16 protein-coding genes are annotated in these 16,679 nt (G+C 35.2%); 10 read left to right on the forward strand and 6 right to left on the reverse strand.

All coding sequences use genetic code 11. The annotated features are described in order from the left end of the window. Positions 1-23 precede the first annotated feature (23 nt). From odhB to yajC, 4 genes are all read left to right on the forward strand, one after another. Positions 24-1,595, forward strand: a complete 1,572-nt coding sequence (gene odhB, locus E0W69_RS15575) for a 2-oxoglutarate dehydrogenase complex dihydrolipoyllysine-residue succinyltransferase (protein ID WP_131330973.1) — start codon at positions 24-26, stop codon at positions 1,593-1,595. Between the two features lie 162 nt (positions 1,596-1,757). Next, complete coding sequence (gene nusB / locus E0W69_RS15580; RefSeq protein WP_225321287.1) at positions 1,758-2,651, forward strand: transcription antitermination factor NusB; 894 nt, start codon at positions 1,758-1,760, stop codon at positions 2,649-2,651. Between the two features lie 50 nt (positions 2,652-2,701). Continuing rightward, the gene (locus tag E0W69_RS15585) at positions 2,702-3,145 is read left to right on the forward strand and encodes a DUF1573 domain-containing protein (protein WP_191967880.1); all 444 of its coding nucleotides are present in this window, start codon (positions 2,702-2,704) and stop codon (positions 3,143-3,145) included. A 38-nt stretch (positions 3,146-3,183) separates the two neighbouring features. Beyond that, positions 3,184-3,528 (forward strand): preprotein translocase subunit YajC, encoded by a 345-nt coding sequence (yajC, locus tag E0W69_RS15590; RefSeq protein ID WP_191967881.1) that lies wholly within the window; start codon positions 3,184-3,186, stop codon positions 3,526-3,528. A gap of 83 nt (positions 3,529-3,611) precedes the next feature. On the opposite strand, the gene dxs is transcribed toward yajC, so the two are convergent. From dxs to E0W69_RS15610, 4 genes are all read right to left on the reverse strand, one after another. Continuing rightward, complete coding sequence (gene dxs, locus E0W69_RS15595) at positions 3,612-5,549, reverse strand: 1-deoxy-D-xylulose-5-phosphate synthase (RefSeq protein ID WP_131330976.1); 1,938 nt, start codon at positions 5,547-5,549, stop codon at positions 3,612-3,614. A gap of 82 nt (positions 5,550-5,631) precedes the next feature. After that, complete coding sequence (locus E0W69_RS15600; RefSeq protein ID WP_131330977.1) at positions 5,632-6,714, reverse strand: mannose-1-phosphate guanylyltransferase; 1,083 nt, start codon at positions 6,712-6,714, stop codon at positions 5,632-5,634. A gap of 176 nt (positions 6,715-6,890) precedes the next feature. Beyond that, positions 6,891-7,217: a hypothetical protein gene (locus E0W69_RS15605; RefSeq protein WP_131330978.1), complete on the reverse strand. Its 327-nt coding sequence runs from the start codon at positions 7,215-7,217 to the stop codon at positions 6,891-6,893. 80 nt (positions 7,218-7,297) lie between these two features. Continuing rightward, positions 7,298-7,702 (reverse strand): acyl-CoA thioesterase, encoded by a 405-nt coding sequence (locus E0W69_RS15610; RefSeq protein ID WP_131330979.1) that lies wholly within the window; start codon positions 7,700-7,702, stop codon positions 7,298-7,300. 110 nt (positions 7,703-7,812) lie between these two features. On the opposite strand from E0W69_RS15610, the gene E0W69_RS15615 reads away from it, so the two are divergent. After that, a complete protein-coding gene (locus E0W69_RS15615; protein ID WP_131330980.1) occupies positions 7,813-9,690 on the forward strand; it encodes a M1 family metallopeptidase in 1,878 nt (625 codons plus the stop codon). Here the strand turns inward: E0W69_RS15615 and E0W69_RS15620 are convergent. Continuing rightward, positions 9,685-10,395, reverse strand: coding sequence for a tRNA1(Val) (adenine(37)-N6)-methyltransferase (locus E0W69_RS15620; protein ID WP_131330981.1), 711 nt, complete (start codon positions 10,393-10,395; stop codon positions 9,685-9,687). The genes E0W69_RS15615 and E0W69_RS15620 overlap by 6 nt on opposite strands. A 96-nt stretch (positions 10,396-10,491) precedes the next feature. Here E0W69_RS15620 and gatC point away from each other — a divergent pair, with 96 nt between their 5' ends. Both gatC and E0W69_RS15630 read left to right on the forward strand, forming a co-directional pair. Beyond that, positions 10,492-10,785: an Asp-tRNA(Asn)/Glu-tRNA(Gln) amidotransferase subunit GatC gene (gatC, locus tag E0W69_RS15625; RefSeq protein WP_225321288.1), complete on the forward strand. Its 294-nt coding sequence runs from the start codon at positions 10,492-10,494 to the stop codon at positions 10,783-10,785. An 8-nt stretch (positions 10,786-10,793) separates the two neighbouring features. Further along, the gene (locus E0W69_RS15630) at positions 10,794-11,507 is read left to right on the forward strand and encodes an ABC transporter ATP-binding protein (protein ID WP_131330982.1); all 714 of its coding nucleotides are present in this window, start codon (positions 10,794-10,796) and stop codon (positions 11,505-11,507) included. Here the strand turns inward: E0W69_RS15630 and E0W69_RS15635 are convergent. Then, positions 11,489-12,514: a nucleoid-associated protein gene (locus tag E0W69_RS15635; protein ID WP_131330983.1), complete on the reverse strand. Its 1,026-nt coding sequence runs from the start codon at positions 12,512-12,514 to the stop codon at positions 11,489-11,491. The genes E0W69_RS15630 and E0W69_RS15635 overlap by 19 nt on opposite strands. 168 nt (positions 12,515-12,682) lie before the next feature. Here E0W69_RS15635 and E0W69_RS15640 point away from each other — a divergent pair, with 168 nt between their 5' ends. The 3 genes from E0W69_RS15640 to E0W69_RS15650 all read left to right on the forward strand — a co-directional run bounded on the left by E0W69_RS15640 (position 12,683) and on the right by E0W69_RS15650 (position 16,642). Next, positions 12,683-14,419 (forward strand): thiamine pyrophosphate-dependent enzyme, encoded by a 1,737-nt coding sequence (locus E0W69_RS15640; protein ID WP_131330984.1) that lies wholly within the window; start codon positions 12,683-12,685, stop codon positions 14,417-14,419. An 82-nt stretch (positions 14,420-14,501) separates the two neighbouring features. Continuing rightward, complete coding sequence (locus E0W69_RS15645) at positions 14,502-15,725, forward strand: redoxin domain-containing protein (protein WP_131330985.1); 1,224 nt, start codon at positions 14,502-14,504, stop codon at positions 15,723-15,725. Between the two features lie 41 nt (positions 15,726-15,766). After that, on the forward strand, positions 15,767-16,642 hold the full coding sequence (locus E0W69_RS15650; protein WP_131330986.1) for a DUF808 family protein: 876 nt from the start codon (positions 15,767-15,769) through the stop codon (positions 16,640-16,642). The last annotated feature ends 37 nt before the right edge of the window (positions 16,643-16,679 follow it).

The raw sequence follows: 16,679 nt of genomic DNA on the forward strand, positions 1-16,679 counted from the left end.
ATTTTTGATAAAGAAGACTTTTTATGATAGATATAAAAGTACCCACCGTCGGAGAATCCATTAGTGAAGTCACTTTGGTTAAATGGGTAAAAAAATCAGGAGACTATGTTCAACGTGACGAAGTGATCGCTGAATTGGAAAGTGAAAAAGCGACTTTTGAAGTTAACGCCGAGAAAGCGGGTATATTAACGACTGTTGCTAATGAAGATGATGTATTAAAAATCGGTGACGTTTTGGCTCAGATTGATGAATCTGCTGCAAATACTTCGTCCGAAGTCCCTACAGAAGAGACTCCCGCACCTGTACAAGAAGCGGCTCCGGTTGAAGCAGCTCCAGCTGAAGTGCTAAAAGCCGTTGGCAAAGGTGTTATTGAAATAAAAGTACCTACCGTAGGTGAATCTATAAGCGAAGTTACCTTGGTTAAATGGTTGAAAAAAACAGGCGATTTAATCCAAAGAGACGAGCCTATCGCAGAATTAGAAAGTGAAAAAGCAACTTTCGAAGTAAATGCGGAAGAAGCAGGTAAATTAGAAGAAGTAGCTAAAGAAGATGATGTATTAAAAATCGGTGATCTTTTAGCTAAAATTGATACAGATGTTGCGGTTGGATCAGCCTCTTCCGCGCCTGCACCAAGTGCACCAGCGCCGACTCCTGCACCCAAAGCAGAAACGCCAGCTCCTGTATCTGCACCTCCTTCTGATGTAAAAGCGACTCCAGTTGCCAATGCAATTATTGCAGATAAAAAAATAGATTCGAAAGCTATTACGCCAAGTGGATTCGGTGGTAAAATCACGAAACATGATGTATTGGAAGCTTTAGCTCACCCAGGCAAACAAACTTTCGATGATCAACCATTAAATTCTCGTAACGTTAGAGACGAGAAAATGACAAATCTTCGTAAAACAATCAGTAAACGATTGGTGGAAGCGAAAAATACAACAGCAATGTTGACTACTTTTAACGAAGTCGATTTGTCTAAAGTAATGGAGATCAGAAGTAAATTTAAAGTGAAATTTAAAGAAACACACAATGTTGGTTTAGGTTTCATGAGTTTCTTCAGCAAAGCTTGTGCAATTGCATTAAGCGAATGGCCAGCAGTGAACGCCTATATCGATACGGAGAAAGGTCTTATTACTTATCACGATTATGCGGACATCAGTATCGCGGTAAGCACACCAAAAGGTTTGACAGTTCCAGTAATTAGAAATGTTGAAAGCTTAAGTTTGGCTGAAATCGAAAAAGCAGTTATCGAAGTAGCGACTAAAGCGCGTAATAATAAATTAGGACCTGCTGACTTACAAGGCGGCACATTTACCATTACTAATGGTGGTGTATTTGGAAGTATGTTGAGTACACCAATAATCAATTTGCCACAAAGTGCTATATTGGGTATGCATAATATTATTGAACGTCCAATTGCGGTAAATGGCAAAGTGGAAATTCGTCCAATGATGTATATCGCATTGAGCTACGACCATAGAATTATCGATGGTAGAGAGAGTGTAAGTTTCTTGGTACGAGTAAAAGAGTTATTGGAAAATCCTGAATTGTTGTTATATAAACAAGATCCAATCAAAACTCTTTTGGAATTATAATTTTCAAAAGAGTTTATTCGAAAAAAGACCTCAAATCATTGATTTTGAGGTCTTTTTCATTTTCAAATAATTAAATGTCAGATTGTATAGAACATTTAATACCTTTGCGCCCTCAAAAGTTCTTTCTAAATGATCAGCAGAAGAAATATTCGAATCAAAGTAATGCAATTATCTTATGCATTAGAGACCATTAATGACCAAAGTGATAAAAAAGATCCAATAAAATCTTTAAAAAATTTATTGGACAATTCTAGAGAGTTGTGCACTTTCATGCTTTACTACATCACAGAAGTAGCACGTTATGCAGAAAAAGATGCATCTCACAGAGCCTCTAAAAATTTAACTTCTGCCCATGACTTAAACGTAAATATCAAAATAGCGGGTAATGAAGTCATGTGGAAAATCATAGAAAATAAATCCTTTATTTCCGCGATTGAGCAGTACAAACCAAATCTTTTAGAAGAAGGGCAAAATATGATCAAAAAGACATATCAAGCGCTTATTCAAATGGAAGAGTATAGGACTTACATTGCAGAAAATGGAAGAACTAAAAAAGGCGAATCTGGAATTTTGGAGTTTATTATGAATGATTTGTTATTGACAGATGAGAAAGTCATTTTATTTTTCGAAGAAAATTTTCCAACTTTTGATGACGATGTCGAAATGTTACAAAAAATCGTCAAAGGTATTTTTCAAAAACCGAATGGATTTGATTTACAAGGCTTTTTACCAGAGGAAACTTGGCAGTATGCTAAATCTATTTTTAGAACAATCCGAGATAAAAAAGAGTACCTATTAGATTTAATCAAACCAAAATTACGTAATTGGGATTCTGAAAGAATTGCACACATTGATATGATATTGTTAGAAATGGGAGTAGCAGAATTACTTTATTTTGAAACAATTCCACCTAAAGTAACCATTAACGAATACATTGATATCGCTAAGGAGTACAGTACAGACCAAAGTGGTCAATTTATCAACGGTATTTTAGATGGGCTAAAAAAAGATTTTGAAGCAGAAGGCAGATTAAACAAAATAGATTTCAGAAAATAAAATCCGAACTATTTTAATTTAAAATTGTTACTAAGTTCCTGATGGTTTATATGAAAAAGATAAGCACAATACTATTTTCAATTACATTTATTTCTTGTAGCCTAATAGCTTGCAAGGATAATGCAGATCAAAATAAAAGAGAAGAAAAGTTGGCATACGTAGAAAAAGATACAGCTAACTATACTTTAATTAAGTATATAGATTCCGTAAAAAATTTTGGTACTGTAAAAAAGGGAACACAAGTCAAACTTAAATATACCTTCCAAAATGTAGGAGTAAATCCTTTATACGTCATCAACGTACAACCAAGTTGCGGATGTACAGTTGCAGACTTTACAAAGGGCGCTATCCTACCTGGAAAAATAGGCGAAATCAATGCGTCTTTTGACTCTAATCATGGATCTACGGGAAGCGTACGCAAAAGCTTGATTGTTACGACAAACACAACAAATGACCCCAATTTTGTATTGGCATTTATTGGCAATGTTAATTAATACATTTTTCAACTATAATTTAAAATAAAACAAACTCAATGATCTCTACAAATGCAGTAATGCTAATGGCTGGACAAGGAGCACAAGGTGGTGGTTCTATGCAACTAATTTTGATGCTTGGTATCATCGTCGTTTTTTGGTTATTCATGATCCGTCCTCAACAAAAAAAGGCAAAAGAACAAAAGAACTTTATTGAAAATATTCAAAAAGGAGACAAAGTTGTTACTATCGCTGGTATCCACGCGACAGTAAATCGTATCAACGAAGACAACACTATTCAGATTGAAGTAAATCCTGGTAGTTATCTTAAAATTGAAAAAAGTGCCATCAGTGTAGAATGGACATTAGCTTTGAATAAAGCAAATACACCTACTGTAAAATAATTTTCATTTATTTGAAAAGCATAAAAAAATCCGAAAGCCTTGCTTTCGGATTTTTTTATTTATAAAGTTCTTATTCGCTTAAATTAAGAAATAACTGCATCTGGAATTTTTTCCACTTTGATTGATGTAAATGAGCGAATCGCTTCAGCAATAGATTGTTCATCATATTTACATTCATGATATAATTCTTTCAAAGAACCATGCTCGATCAATTCATCAGGTATACCTAATATCTTTACATCTGCTTTATAATGATGTTCATTCATAAATTCCAAAATGGCACTTCCAAAACCACCTTTTACCGTACCATCTTCAACAGTGATAATTTTGTCATATTTGGAAAATACTTCATGCAGCATTTCTTCATCCAAAGGTTTTACGAAACGCATATCGTAATGGGCAGGATTCACCCCTTCCAAACGAACATGTCTAATTGCTGCAGCTGCGAAATTACCCGGATGACCGAGTGTCAATACCGCAATATCTTTTCCATCTTTTAACTTACGTCCCTTTCCTATTTCTATTTCTTCCATTGGTTTTTGCCAATCACTCATCACACCATTGCCACGAGGATAACGGATCACAAACGGATGTTTTGTTTTTTCCAATTGCGCACTAAACATCAGATTTCGTAGCTCTTGTTCATTCATCGGCGCACTAATAATCATATTAGGTATACCTCTGAAATAGGCAATATCGTAGGCGCCATGATGCGTAGGACCATCCTCTCCGACCAATCCCGCTCTATCCAAACATAAGACTACCGGCAAATCCTGAATAGCGACATCATGCACCACTTGATCAAATGCACGTTGCATAAAGGAGGAGTAAATATTACAAAAAACCTTCATTCCTTGCGTTGCCATTCCTGCACTTAAAGTAACTGCATGTTGCTCGCAAATGCCCACATCGAATGTTCTATTTGGCATCGCATCCATCATAAATTTCAAGGAAGAACCACTCAACATCGCAGGAGTCACACCAAAAATCATTGGATTTTTTTCTGCTAGTTCGATAATTGTTTTTCCAAATACATCTTGATATTTTGGCGGTTGAGGTGTACTATATTGCGTTTTGTAAATTTCCCCAGTCACTTTATCAAACAATCCTGGCGCATGCCATTTCGTTTGATCATTTTCGGCTAAAGCATAACCTTTTCCTTTGACAGTAAGAATATGCAAAATCTTTGGTCCAGGTATTTTTTTCAAGTCAGCTAAAGTATCTACCAATTTGGTAATATTATGACCGTCTATCGGTCCGAAATATCTCAATTTGAAGGATTCAAATAAATTGGAACTTTGACTCACCATTCCTTTCAAACTGTCCGCCAATTTAGATGCCATGGTACGCGTAAAGCTTTTGCCAATTGGCAATTTACCTATCGCTTTCCAGACATCATCTTTGAACTTATTGTATGAAGGAGATATGGAAATATCCGTCAAATATTCACGCAAAGCACCAACATTGGGATCAATGCTCATGTTATTATCATTTAAAATAATCAACATGTCGCTATCCGTTACGCCGGCATGATTCAATGCCTCAAATGCTATACCTGCCGTCATAGAACCATCTCCAATAATGGCAACAGATTTACGGTCTTCTCCTTTGTATTTGGCAGCAATGGCCATACCTAAAGCTGCAGAAATAGACGTTGAGGAATGTCCTACGCCAAACGTATCGTATTCACTCTCAGAACGTTTTGGGAAACCACTAATTCCTTTATATTTTCTATTTGTTGTAAAAACATCTCGCCTTCCGGTCAAAATTTTGTGTCCGTAAGCTTGATGTCCTACGTCCCAAACCAATTGATCGTAAGGTGTATTGTAAATATAATGTAACGCAACCGTCAACTCTACCACCCCCAAACTTGCAGCAAAATGTCCTCCATGTGTACTCACCACATCTATGATAAATTGGCGCAATTCGTCACATACTTGTGCCAATTGCTCTTTATCTAATTTCTTCAAATCCGCGGGAGAATTAATCTCCCTTAGAAGTGGTCCTGCCTCAATATTCATGCTGCGTAACTTTTATATATTGTAAAATTACCATTTTTTTATAAAAAGATCTCTTTAAAACAATGAAAGCCTTGCCATTAAATTACAAATACTTCTCTCCATACTTTTTTCTTACCTCCGCAATATAATCTTTAATATCTCCTTCACTTTCCTTTTTGCAAATAAGCAAAACGTCATCCGTATCTACAACGACGTAATTATCCAAACCTTGAACAATTACTAATTTATCTTTTGGCGCATTGACTACACATTTACTCGCATCAACATTAATAATTTTTTCACCATTGATGGCACTACCCAAATAATCTTTTTCCATATTATCGTATGTGCTATTCCAAGTACCAATATCGCTCCATCCAAATTCACATGGAATGATATAAACATTTTCTGATTTTTCCATTACAGCAAGATCCAATGACAAATTGGTACATTGATTATACGCTATTTCAATTGCCTTTTCCTCATTTTCAGTATTGATATCATGAGCGATTTCAGCAAATGCTTCATACATTTCAGGTTGATATTTTTCTAAATCTTTCAAAATTGCCTCTGCTTTCCAGACAAATAAACCTGTATTCCAAAGAAAATCACCGCTTGCGATAAATGTTTGAGCCATTTCCAATGGTGGTTTCTCTGTAAATGTTTTCACTTTGAAAATATTCTTTTCCAATTCATACTGTTCCCGTTGGATATAACCATATTTGGTATTGGGATACAAGGGCTTGATACCCAACGCTACAAAAGCATCATTTTTATCTGAGAAATCCAAAGCCTGAATACTTGCAGCCTCAAATCCTTGTGCATCCAAAATCACCTGATCACTTGGGCTAATAATGATATTGGCATTAGGATTCGTTTTTAATATCTTGAATGAAATATAAGCGACACAAGGTGCGGTATTTTTTCTGCTGGGCTCACTTATTAAATTAGTCTTTATAAGTTCTGGCAATTGTTCATTAACAATATCTACATAATCTCTTGCAGTGATTACGTAAATATTGTTCTTATCGATAAATTTAGCAAAACGTTCGTAAGTACTTTGCAACATCGTCTTACCAACATGTAATATATCTAAAAATTGTTTTGGGTATGCTTGACGGCTTTGTGGCCATAACCTCGAGCCTATACCTCCTGCCAAGATTAAAACGTAATGATCTTTATTCATTGAAAAATAAATTTTAATCTATTCCCATATAGGAGTTAGATGTACTTAAACAAGTACCAAATGTAAGTAAAAATATAGGTTTGTCTAGGCGATAAATATGTTAATAATTTTTGCATATAAATACAAAAAGGAACAAGCAAACGCTTATTCCTTTTTTTCATTCAAAAACCACTATCTTATTTCTTTTCTACTTTATTTTTGATTTGAGATGCTTTTAGGTAAATTGTTTTACCCTCTTTATTGATATAATACTTTTTATCTTTTTTATCAATATAAACATCTGAACCATCTGGAGCTACCTTACCTTTGTAAGTCTTATCCCCAACTTTGGACACACCTTTTTTCGCTAATTCTGCACTTTTATCACCTACTTTATCGGCCGTTTTCCCGATTGCCTTGCCTGTATTGTCCACAGCTTTTTTTAATTTAGACTGTGCATTTACATTGCTTACAGCTAAAATACTTACTAGCGCAAACAATCCAATAATTATTCTTTTTTTCATAGTAACATTTTTTTAAATTATTATGGTTAATATATAGACTAAAATTATGCCTAAAGTTTATTACTAGGACAAAATTTTCTTTATTTATTTTCTAAATCGATAAAGTGTTCTAACAACTGTTTTTTGATTGTTTCCGGAATGGGTTGAGATTTTTGAATTGTGAAATCATAATGTATCAAAACAGCTTTTCCTTTTGCTCCCAGAATGCCATCTTGCCAAGCTTCATTATAGATTTCAAAAGATGAATTACCCACTTTTGAAATATAAGTTCTAATCTCCACTTCCTTATCCAAATGGATCTGACTTACAAAATCCACTTCGATGTGTGCCACAATGGTACTCCATTTTTTATAATCAAAATCAGGTTGAAAAATACGCAAAACTGGATTTCTAGCATGTTCAAACCAAACCGGCATCACTGCATTATTAATATGTCCACAAGCGTCAGAATCGCCAAATCTTGGAAAAAATTTCTCTGAAAACATACGATTTATATTTTTTTGAAAGGTAAACAATCACCACTTAATGGCATTTTAAGAAAAAGGTAAATTTAAAAATTGATTCTTCATTACCTTAGATGCAAAATATTTGAATAATGTATAATAAGCTATTTGCAGGTGCGGTAACAGCAATATTGAGTATTGCTGCGGCCCAAGCCCAAACCTTATATATGCCGAGAAATATAAAAGCGGCATACGAAAAAGGAACTCGCTCTATGACTGGTAAACCTGGTCCAAATTATTGGCAAAACAAAGGAAATTATGATATTACCTTAACTGCACACCCTACAGATAGACTTATCGAAGGTTCAGAAAAAATTGATTATCAAAATAATAGTAATGATACTTTAAAGAGCATCGTTATTCGTTTTGTTAACAATATACACAAACCCGGAGCGGCAAGATCTGGTCCAACAGGTCCAAATTTTTTAACACCCGGCTTGACAATTACCAAATTTACAATTGGCGAATTTACCTATCACACAGATGCCAAAGATTGGAGTACGGCAAACACCGTAAGATTAGGAAAACCCATTTTACCTCATAGTTCGGTTGAATTAAATATTGATTGGAATTATGAATTATCCAAAGAAAGTGGTCGCGAAGGGATGCTCGATAGTACAACGATGTACGTCGCTTATAGTTATCCACGTGTTTCAGTCTTCGATGATTATAATGGATGGGACAGATTGGAACATTCTGACAGAGGCGAATTTTACAATGATTTCAATAATTACAAAGTTGCCGTTAGAGCACCGAAAAATTATATCGTTTATGGAACTGGCGATTTCTTAAATCCGGAAGAAGTGCTTAACGAATCTTACGTTTCCAAATTAAAAGAATCGTACACGTCTGATGAGATTTTCCATATTGCAAATTTGGAGGAGTTGAAAGCGCATAAAGTAACCAAGCAAAATGATTGGAATACTTGGAAATTCACGGCTAATGATATTTCCGATGTATGTTTTGCAATCAGTGATCATTACGTTTGGGATGCAGGTAGTGTAATCGTCGATCCTAAAACGGGTAGAAGATCGAGTATGCAAGCGGCGTACAATGATACAACGGTTGATTTTCCACACGCTGTTGAATGGGGCAAATATGCATTGAAAAGCTTCTCTACCAATTGGCCCGGCGTTGCTTACCCATTTGTAAAGATGACCGCGGTACAAGGTCAAGCAGATATGGAATTTCCGATGATGGTCAATGATGGCACCGTAGGAAATAATTTACGCTTCGCACAAATGTTGCAAGACCACGAGATGGCGCATACTTATTTCCCTTTCTATATGGGAATAAATGAAACGCGTTATGCATACATGGACGAAGGTTGGGCAACTACATTTGAATATTTGATCGGAATTGATGAATACGGTAAAGGAAATGCGGATACAACTTACATGAATTTCCGAGTAAAAAGATATATCAATGATCCCTCTACAGAAGAGGATCAACCTATCATCTTGATGTCTTCTCAAGTTTCTGGAGCAGGTTATGGCAACAATTCTTATGGAAAAGCATCCCTTTCTTATTTGGCATTGAAAGATATGTTGGGAAATGAAAAATTCAAAACAGCACTTCATGTGTATATGGACAATTGGAACGGCAAACATCCGATTCCTTGGGATTATTTCAATTCTATGAATGCGGGTTCGGGCGAAAATTTGAATTGGTTTTTCCAAAATTGGTTCTTTACCAATAATTACATCGATCTCAATTTGGAAAGTGTTGCAAAATCAAAAACAGGAGCTATTGCAACCATCAAAAATGTTGGCGGATTTGCGATTCCATTTGATGTCGTTGTAAAATATACAAATGGAAAAGAAGAAAGAATCCATCAAACGCCACGCGTTTGGAAAAATGCAGAAACGATAAAGGTAAATATCAAATCTTCCCAAGCTATTGCTTCCGTTGATTTGGATGGTGGATTGTTTATGGATGCCACACCGAAAGACAATTTGAAAACTTTATAAGAACAAATAATAATCTTTCAGATAATGCGCAAAGTCAATCCCATATTGATTTTGCGCATTTTTTATATACAATTCAGGAGTAAATGTTTTGCAATTTTCTTTTTGAAAAATAAGAATGGAGCGAAAAAATGGATGCGTTTCCGTCTGTTTTACATTCCAAATTTTACCTAAATAGAAATCATTTTCATTCGCAATTGTCAACGTGTATTCCAAGCGGTGAAAAGGAATTAAAACGGCGAATTTTCCATTGTCGGATAAATGTTTATTTGCGTAGCTAAACAATTCTTTCAAAGTCAATGTCTCGCTATGCATCGCCAGATTACGCTCATTTTTGGCACTTTTCAGATCATTTTCAAAAAAGGGCGGATTAGATAATATTAAATCGTAAGATCTTTTAGATTCAAAGTCTTGAATCGCAATATTATGTATTTGAATATTATTTTTCCAAGGAGAAATTGCTACATTTTCTTGCGCTTGAGCAAAAGCATTTTCTTCTAGTTCAACTGCGTCAATTTTACTGTTGGGATGTTTTTGCGCATACATCAAGCTCAACAAACCTGTACCAGTACCAATATCCAAAACGCGATTTGCATTAATTTCCTCAGAAATAATCGCCCCAAACAAACACGCATCTGTACAGACACGCATTGCCGTTTTATCTTGATGTATCGTAAATTGTTTGAATTGAAAATATGTATTGCCCATAATCAACCGCAAATGTAATTTTTTCCATCTATCCGATTCTATTACCGCTTTTATAATTTCAACATCGAAAACGGAGGCTTTCCTTATTTTTGCAACATGATAGAGATTACCGACAAATTGGTGGATGACCTTGCGAATCTATCTCGTTTGGAATTTGAACCAGAACAAAAAAAAGCCATTCAATCTGATTTGCAAGACATTATCGGTTTTATGGAAAAATTGAACGAATTAGATACAGAAGGCGTACAACCGTTGACACATATCAGCACGCGTACTAATGTATTACGCGAAGACGTATTAAAAGGAAGTATTTCTCACGAAGATGCATTGAAAAATGCGCCTCAAACTGATGGAACCTTCTTTGAAGTTCCGAAAGTCATCAACAAATAGAGCTAATCATGTCAGAATCTATTATTCATTTAGATAATATTCAAAAAAGCTACTTTATGGGCGGACAAGAAATTCCCGTATTGAAAGGGATTTCTTTGGATATTCTTAAAAATGAATACGTGGCTTTGATGGGTTCTTCTGGTGCAGGCAAAAGTACATTGATGAATATTATTGGTTGTTTGGATACGCCGACCAATGGTCAATATGTGTTGAATAATAAAGACGTCAGCAAATTAAAAGATGATGAATTAGCGGATGTACGAAATGTAGAAATAGGTTTTGTATTCCAACAATTTAATCTCTTACCTCGCTTAACAGCTGCCGAAAATGTAGCGTTACCTTTGGTATACGCAGGCATTCCGAAAAAAGAAAGATTAGATCGCGCCATGGTCGCTTTGGAAAAAGTGGGGTTGGCTTCTCGTTACGATCATAAAGCCAATCAAATGAGTGGTGGTCAGATCCAACGTGTCGCTATCGCTAGAGCGATTATTAATAATCCAGCCTTACTATTGGCGGACGAGCCTACAGGAAATCTAGACTCTACGACATCAGTAGAAGTCATGGAAATATTTGGTCAAATACAAGCTGCTGGCAACACGGTCGTCTTAGTAACACACGAAGACGATATCGCAGCATTTGCCAAAAGAGTCATTCGCCTAAAAGATGGACATATCGAAACCGATACTTGGAACCAACCCAAGCATCAGCTTTCTACATCATAGTATATTTTGTAAAACTTTTTACCGTTTTCATCGACACCTTGTTCTATGTTTTGGCGACTTCCATGTATGTATATATGGAAGTCTTTATCTAATTTGATAATTCCTTTGAAATTTTTCTGTTGTTTTTTGATGGATTGTGGAAATAATTTGAAACCATCTTCTATTTCCAGATCATTTTGTTCGCGGTAATTGTCATTGTATTTGACAAATGAATCAATCAATCCAGGATCAGAAAGAACAGAATTTTCATACTCTTCTTTATTATAAACATCGTGTGATTTAAAAAATTCTGCCGAGCGATTCAACAAATCAATTTGATCCACTTTTCCGGCCTCATACTCTTGTGGAAATTGTTCTTTGATAAATAATTCCGTCAATTGCATGACTTCTGTGGTATTATTTACAAAATCATTTTTCGATTGATGTTTGATAAAATCATTTTGCCAATATTCTGTTTCGGAAGTTCCACTATCTATTACCAATAAAGTATAAGGTTCTTCTGTATATAAAATCAAAACCGCTTTCTCCGGTTTTTTATTGGAAATTCCGTTACGAAAAGCTACACTGACATTACCATCTTCCGCAAAAGTTTCTATATATTTTTCCTTATCTTCAAATTTGTAAATACCAATTCCCTGCACATATTGATTGTTGAATTTGATATCGTTGTAATGTGCGATAAATAGATCTCCGTCTTTGATATTGGGATGTTTGGACATTGCCAATAAATGCTTTGCAATATCTTTTGAAGCAGTTACGAAATCCTCATTTTCAAATATCCTTTTTGAAATATTAAAAAGTACATTATAACTCAAATCAATCTCGTGCATAAATTCGAAACTATAAGCTTGCGTTGTAAATGGCTTCAACAAAACCTTTCTCAACAAAGCATCTATATTCTCATCACCATAAGAAAGTCGATCTTCATTTAAAAGCAATTCTTGACGCTCGCTATTAACTCTGTGAAGGATTAAATCTTTGATGGTTGCCGTTTCAATCTGAATCATTATTTACAATTTGGGGAGGCAAAACTACTTAGAAATTTAGATTTATGTAAACTTACCATTACGTTAAATATTAAAAATGTAAAATTAAGTTCCGCCAATTTTGAACATTTATTGCTAATTTCAATTATCTATTTTGAAACTTAGTAAAACATCCACAATTCAATATTTATGGCAAAAAAAGTGGCGGACCAATTGGTCGAAACCTTAGTAAACGCAGGCATAAAACATATTTATGCCGTGACTGGAGATAGTCTGAACGAAGTAAATGATGCCGTAAGACGCAATGGACAGATCAAATGGGTGCATGTAAGACATGAGGAAGCAGGCGCTTATGCAGCAGAAGCAGAATCCGAATTGAACGGTATCGCTTGTTGTGCAGGTAGCAGCGGTCCTGGGCATGTGCATTTGATCAATGGATTATATGATGCCAATAGATCCAATACGCCTGTATTAGCGATTGCATCCACTTGCGCTACAGATGAATTTGGAACGGAATTTTTCCAAGAAACAGACACAAAAAAATTATTCGAAGATTGCAGTATTTTTAATGAAATAGCAACTACGACGAAACAAGTGCCACGTATGTTACAAACGGCCTTGCAACATGCCTATTACAAAAAAGGCGTAGCTGTATTTGGCTTACCTGGTGATATTGCAGAAAGCACAGCAGTCGAAGGTTCTACTGCACCGTATTTATTACCAAGTGAATCCATTTTTCGTCCTTCGGATCAACAATTAAAGCATTTTGCAGACATTTTAAATAATAACACCAAAATCACTATTTATTGTGGCATTGGTTGCAAAGGCGCGCATGATGAAGTGGTTGCCTTAGCGGCATTACTAAAAGCACCTATTGCTTATTCTTTCCGTGGGAAATTTGCCGTTCAATATGACAATCCTTGGGAAATTGGTATGACCGGATTATTAGGATTACCTGCAGCGTACCATTCGATGCATCACAGTGAAGTAATTGTTCTATTGGGAACGGATTTCCCATACAAAGCATTTATGCCAACGGATACAAAAATTATTCAAGTGGATATTCGCCCAGAAAGAATCGGTCGTAGAGCAAAAGTCGATTTGGGATTGGCTGGATCTGTGAAAGATACCATTGACGCATTATTGCCTCTGATAAAAAACAAGGAAGATAATAGCTTTTTACAAACACAATTGGATCGCTACGCAAAAGTGAAAGAAGATCTTCAGATCTATGTAAAAGATAAGGGTAATATCAACGCCATAGCACCAGAATTTGTGGCGGCAACTGTGGACAAAATCGCTAGTGACGACACCATTTTTACCGTTGACACGGGAATGTGTTGTGTCTGGGGGGCGCGTTATTTACAAGCAGCGCCTAACAGAGAAATGTTAGGTTCATTTAGTCATGGTTCTATGGCCAATGCCTTACCACAAGCAATTGGAGCCTCTCTAGCAAGACCGAATCAACCAGTTGTTGCATTTTGTGGCGATGGTGGCATTTCTATGTTATTAGGCGATTTAGGAACTGTAGCACAATACAAATTACCGATCAAAATTATCGTATTTGATAATCGCTCTTTGGGTATGGTAAAATTAGAAATGCAAGTTGCCGGTATACCTGATTGGCAAACAGATATGCAAAATCCTGATTTCGCCAAAGTCGCAGAAGCATTTGGCATCACCAGTTTTTCATTAAAAGATCCAGATGCGCTAGAATCTACTTTGCAAGAAGCTTTCGCTACGGCAGGCCCAGTTTTGGTGCACGTATTTACCAATCCAAATGCACTTGCTATGCCACCCAAAATTGATTTTGAACAAATCAAAGGCTATACGGAAACGATGGGCAAATTAATGATGTCCGGTAAAGCAGATGAAGTTTTAGATATTATTAAAAGTAATTTTAAACATATTAAAGAGATATTGTAATTAACAAACAAGCAATGTTCTCAAAAATCTATTTGCATTAGCAAATAGATTTTTTTATTTTTAAGACCAAACTAAACACATCATGAGATATTTAGTGACTCTATTATTTTTTGCGGTTCTCTTAAATGATATTTCGGCACAAGACAATATATTAAAAGTTGGAGATCCATTTCCATCTTTGATAACTTTAAACCAGTTAGTAAATACTCCTGTACACTCCCTTAATCTCTATTCGGCTAAAAAACAATTTTATATTTTAAACTTTTGGGGAACTTGGTGTAGTCCTTGTATTCCAGAAATGGATAATCTAGCTAAAATTCAAAACGAATTTGGAAGTCAATTACAGATTATTGGCATTTCCAATGACGATTCCATTAGATTAAAGAAATATATCAAAAGAAAACCATCCAAAATATGGCTAGCATCTGACCCACAAAATATCCTTTATCAACTTGTCAATCTTAGTTTTGTCGGACAAAGCATCATTCTCAATCCACAAAAGAAGATAATTGGAATGGTACGTACGGATTCAATAAATAAAACATTTGTAAGCAATTTTTTGAAAGGAGACTCTATTCATTCTAACGCGGCTTTCAATGACAAATTACTATCTTCCAATAATGTAGACGCCATTTTCAATATCGACAGTTCCACTCAATTTGCCTCATACATAAGACCTTTTGTAAATGGAGTGTATACTTCAACGAGAATAGCTAATCGACGTATCACCTGTTTTAATTTTACATTAAGCGGCTTATATCGTACCGCCTTTAAAATTACGACAGAAAGACAAATTATCTACGAGGATAGCTTGAAAGAAAAAGATGTAGCTGATTTTGATAATGAAAGCACTTTATACTGTGTCGACTTTCTGGTCAAACCATCGGAAAAAGATAGCCTTATTCCTTTATTTCAAAATTTTTTAAATGCCAATTTTCCCATTAAAGCTAGATTAGAAAAAAGAACACAAGATGTACTTTTATTGGAAAAAATACCAGATTCAACGTTTCATTTGCCCATATCCTCTGACTCCACCAAAGCAAGTAAATCATTTAGCGGTATTGGATTTGATGGAACTAAGGTTTCTCTCCAAGATTTTGCGACAGATTATCTCGCCAATGAATTTGGATATCCAGTTATCAATAATACAGGGGAAGAAGGGAAATATGATATAAAAACGAATGTTGAAATTAGAGATTATAAGGGAATTCAAAAATCATTAAGAGATATCGGATTAATATTAAAAAAAGGAAAAAGAGAAATACCTGTTTTGATTTATTACAAACCTAAGAGTGCGATAAATTAAATTCCCTTAATTTTATCTTCTACCAATTATAACCAAATTACATGGCTTCAGGGATTTTCGCAATTTTAGATGATATCGGTGCTTTAATGGATGATGTAGCGGTCGCAAGTAAAGTCGCTACGCAAAAAACAGTGGGAATTTTAGGAGATGATCTTGCAGTGAATGCGGAAAAAGCAACTGGTTTTTTATCCTCAAGAGAATTACCCGTTTTGTGGTCTATCACCAAAGGGTCTCTTTTGAATAAATTGATTCTGATTCCTATTGTATTGCTGCTCAATACTTTTTTGCCAATTGCAATAAAATGTATTTTACTTCTTGGCGGCTTTTATTTGGCATATGAAGGAATTGAAAAAATTATCGAATTCTTATTTCATCGAGATAAAAAAGAACACTCTGTACTCAAACATGAAGATGAGGAATTGGGCGAACAAGCAGAAAAATCTAAAATAAAAGCAGCAATCTCTACCGATTTTATTCTCTCGATCGAAATTGTTATTATCGCCTTGAGTCAAGTTTTGGATAAAAGACTACCCGTTCAGATAATGGCCGTAACATTTGTTTCTTTTCTTGCAACAGTTGGCGTATATGGATTTGTGGCAATAATTGTACGGATGGATGATACTGGATTCAAATTGATAAAACATTCGCATGACAAAGGATTGATATCCAAAATTGGGCACGTTTTAGTAAAAGCGTTGCCCGTGATTATTAAAGCGTTTGCCGTTATTGGAACGATTGCATTAATTTTAGTTGCAGGTGGCATTTTTATACATAATGTAGAATATTTCCACCATTTTTTACCTCAAATACCAGAAACTATCAAGATTATTCTATTAGGATTGGCTGCTGGACTAGTTGCCTTTATTTTGATAAGTATTTCTAAAAAGATAATTTCTTTGTTTAAAAAAAGAAAATAGTACTTAGAATTTATACAATATCCAACGATTGCGTAAT

Origin of the sequence: Rhizosphaericola mali (genome assembly GCF_004337365.2) — a bacterium.
In the GTDB taxonomy this organism is placed as follows: Bacteria; Bacteroidota; Bacteroidia; order Chitinophagales; family Chitinophagaceae; genus Rhizosphaericola; species Rhizosphaericola mali.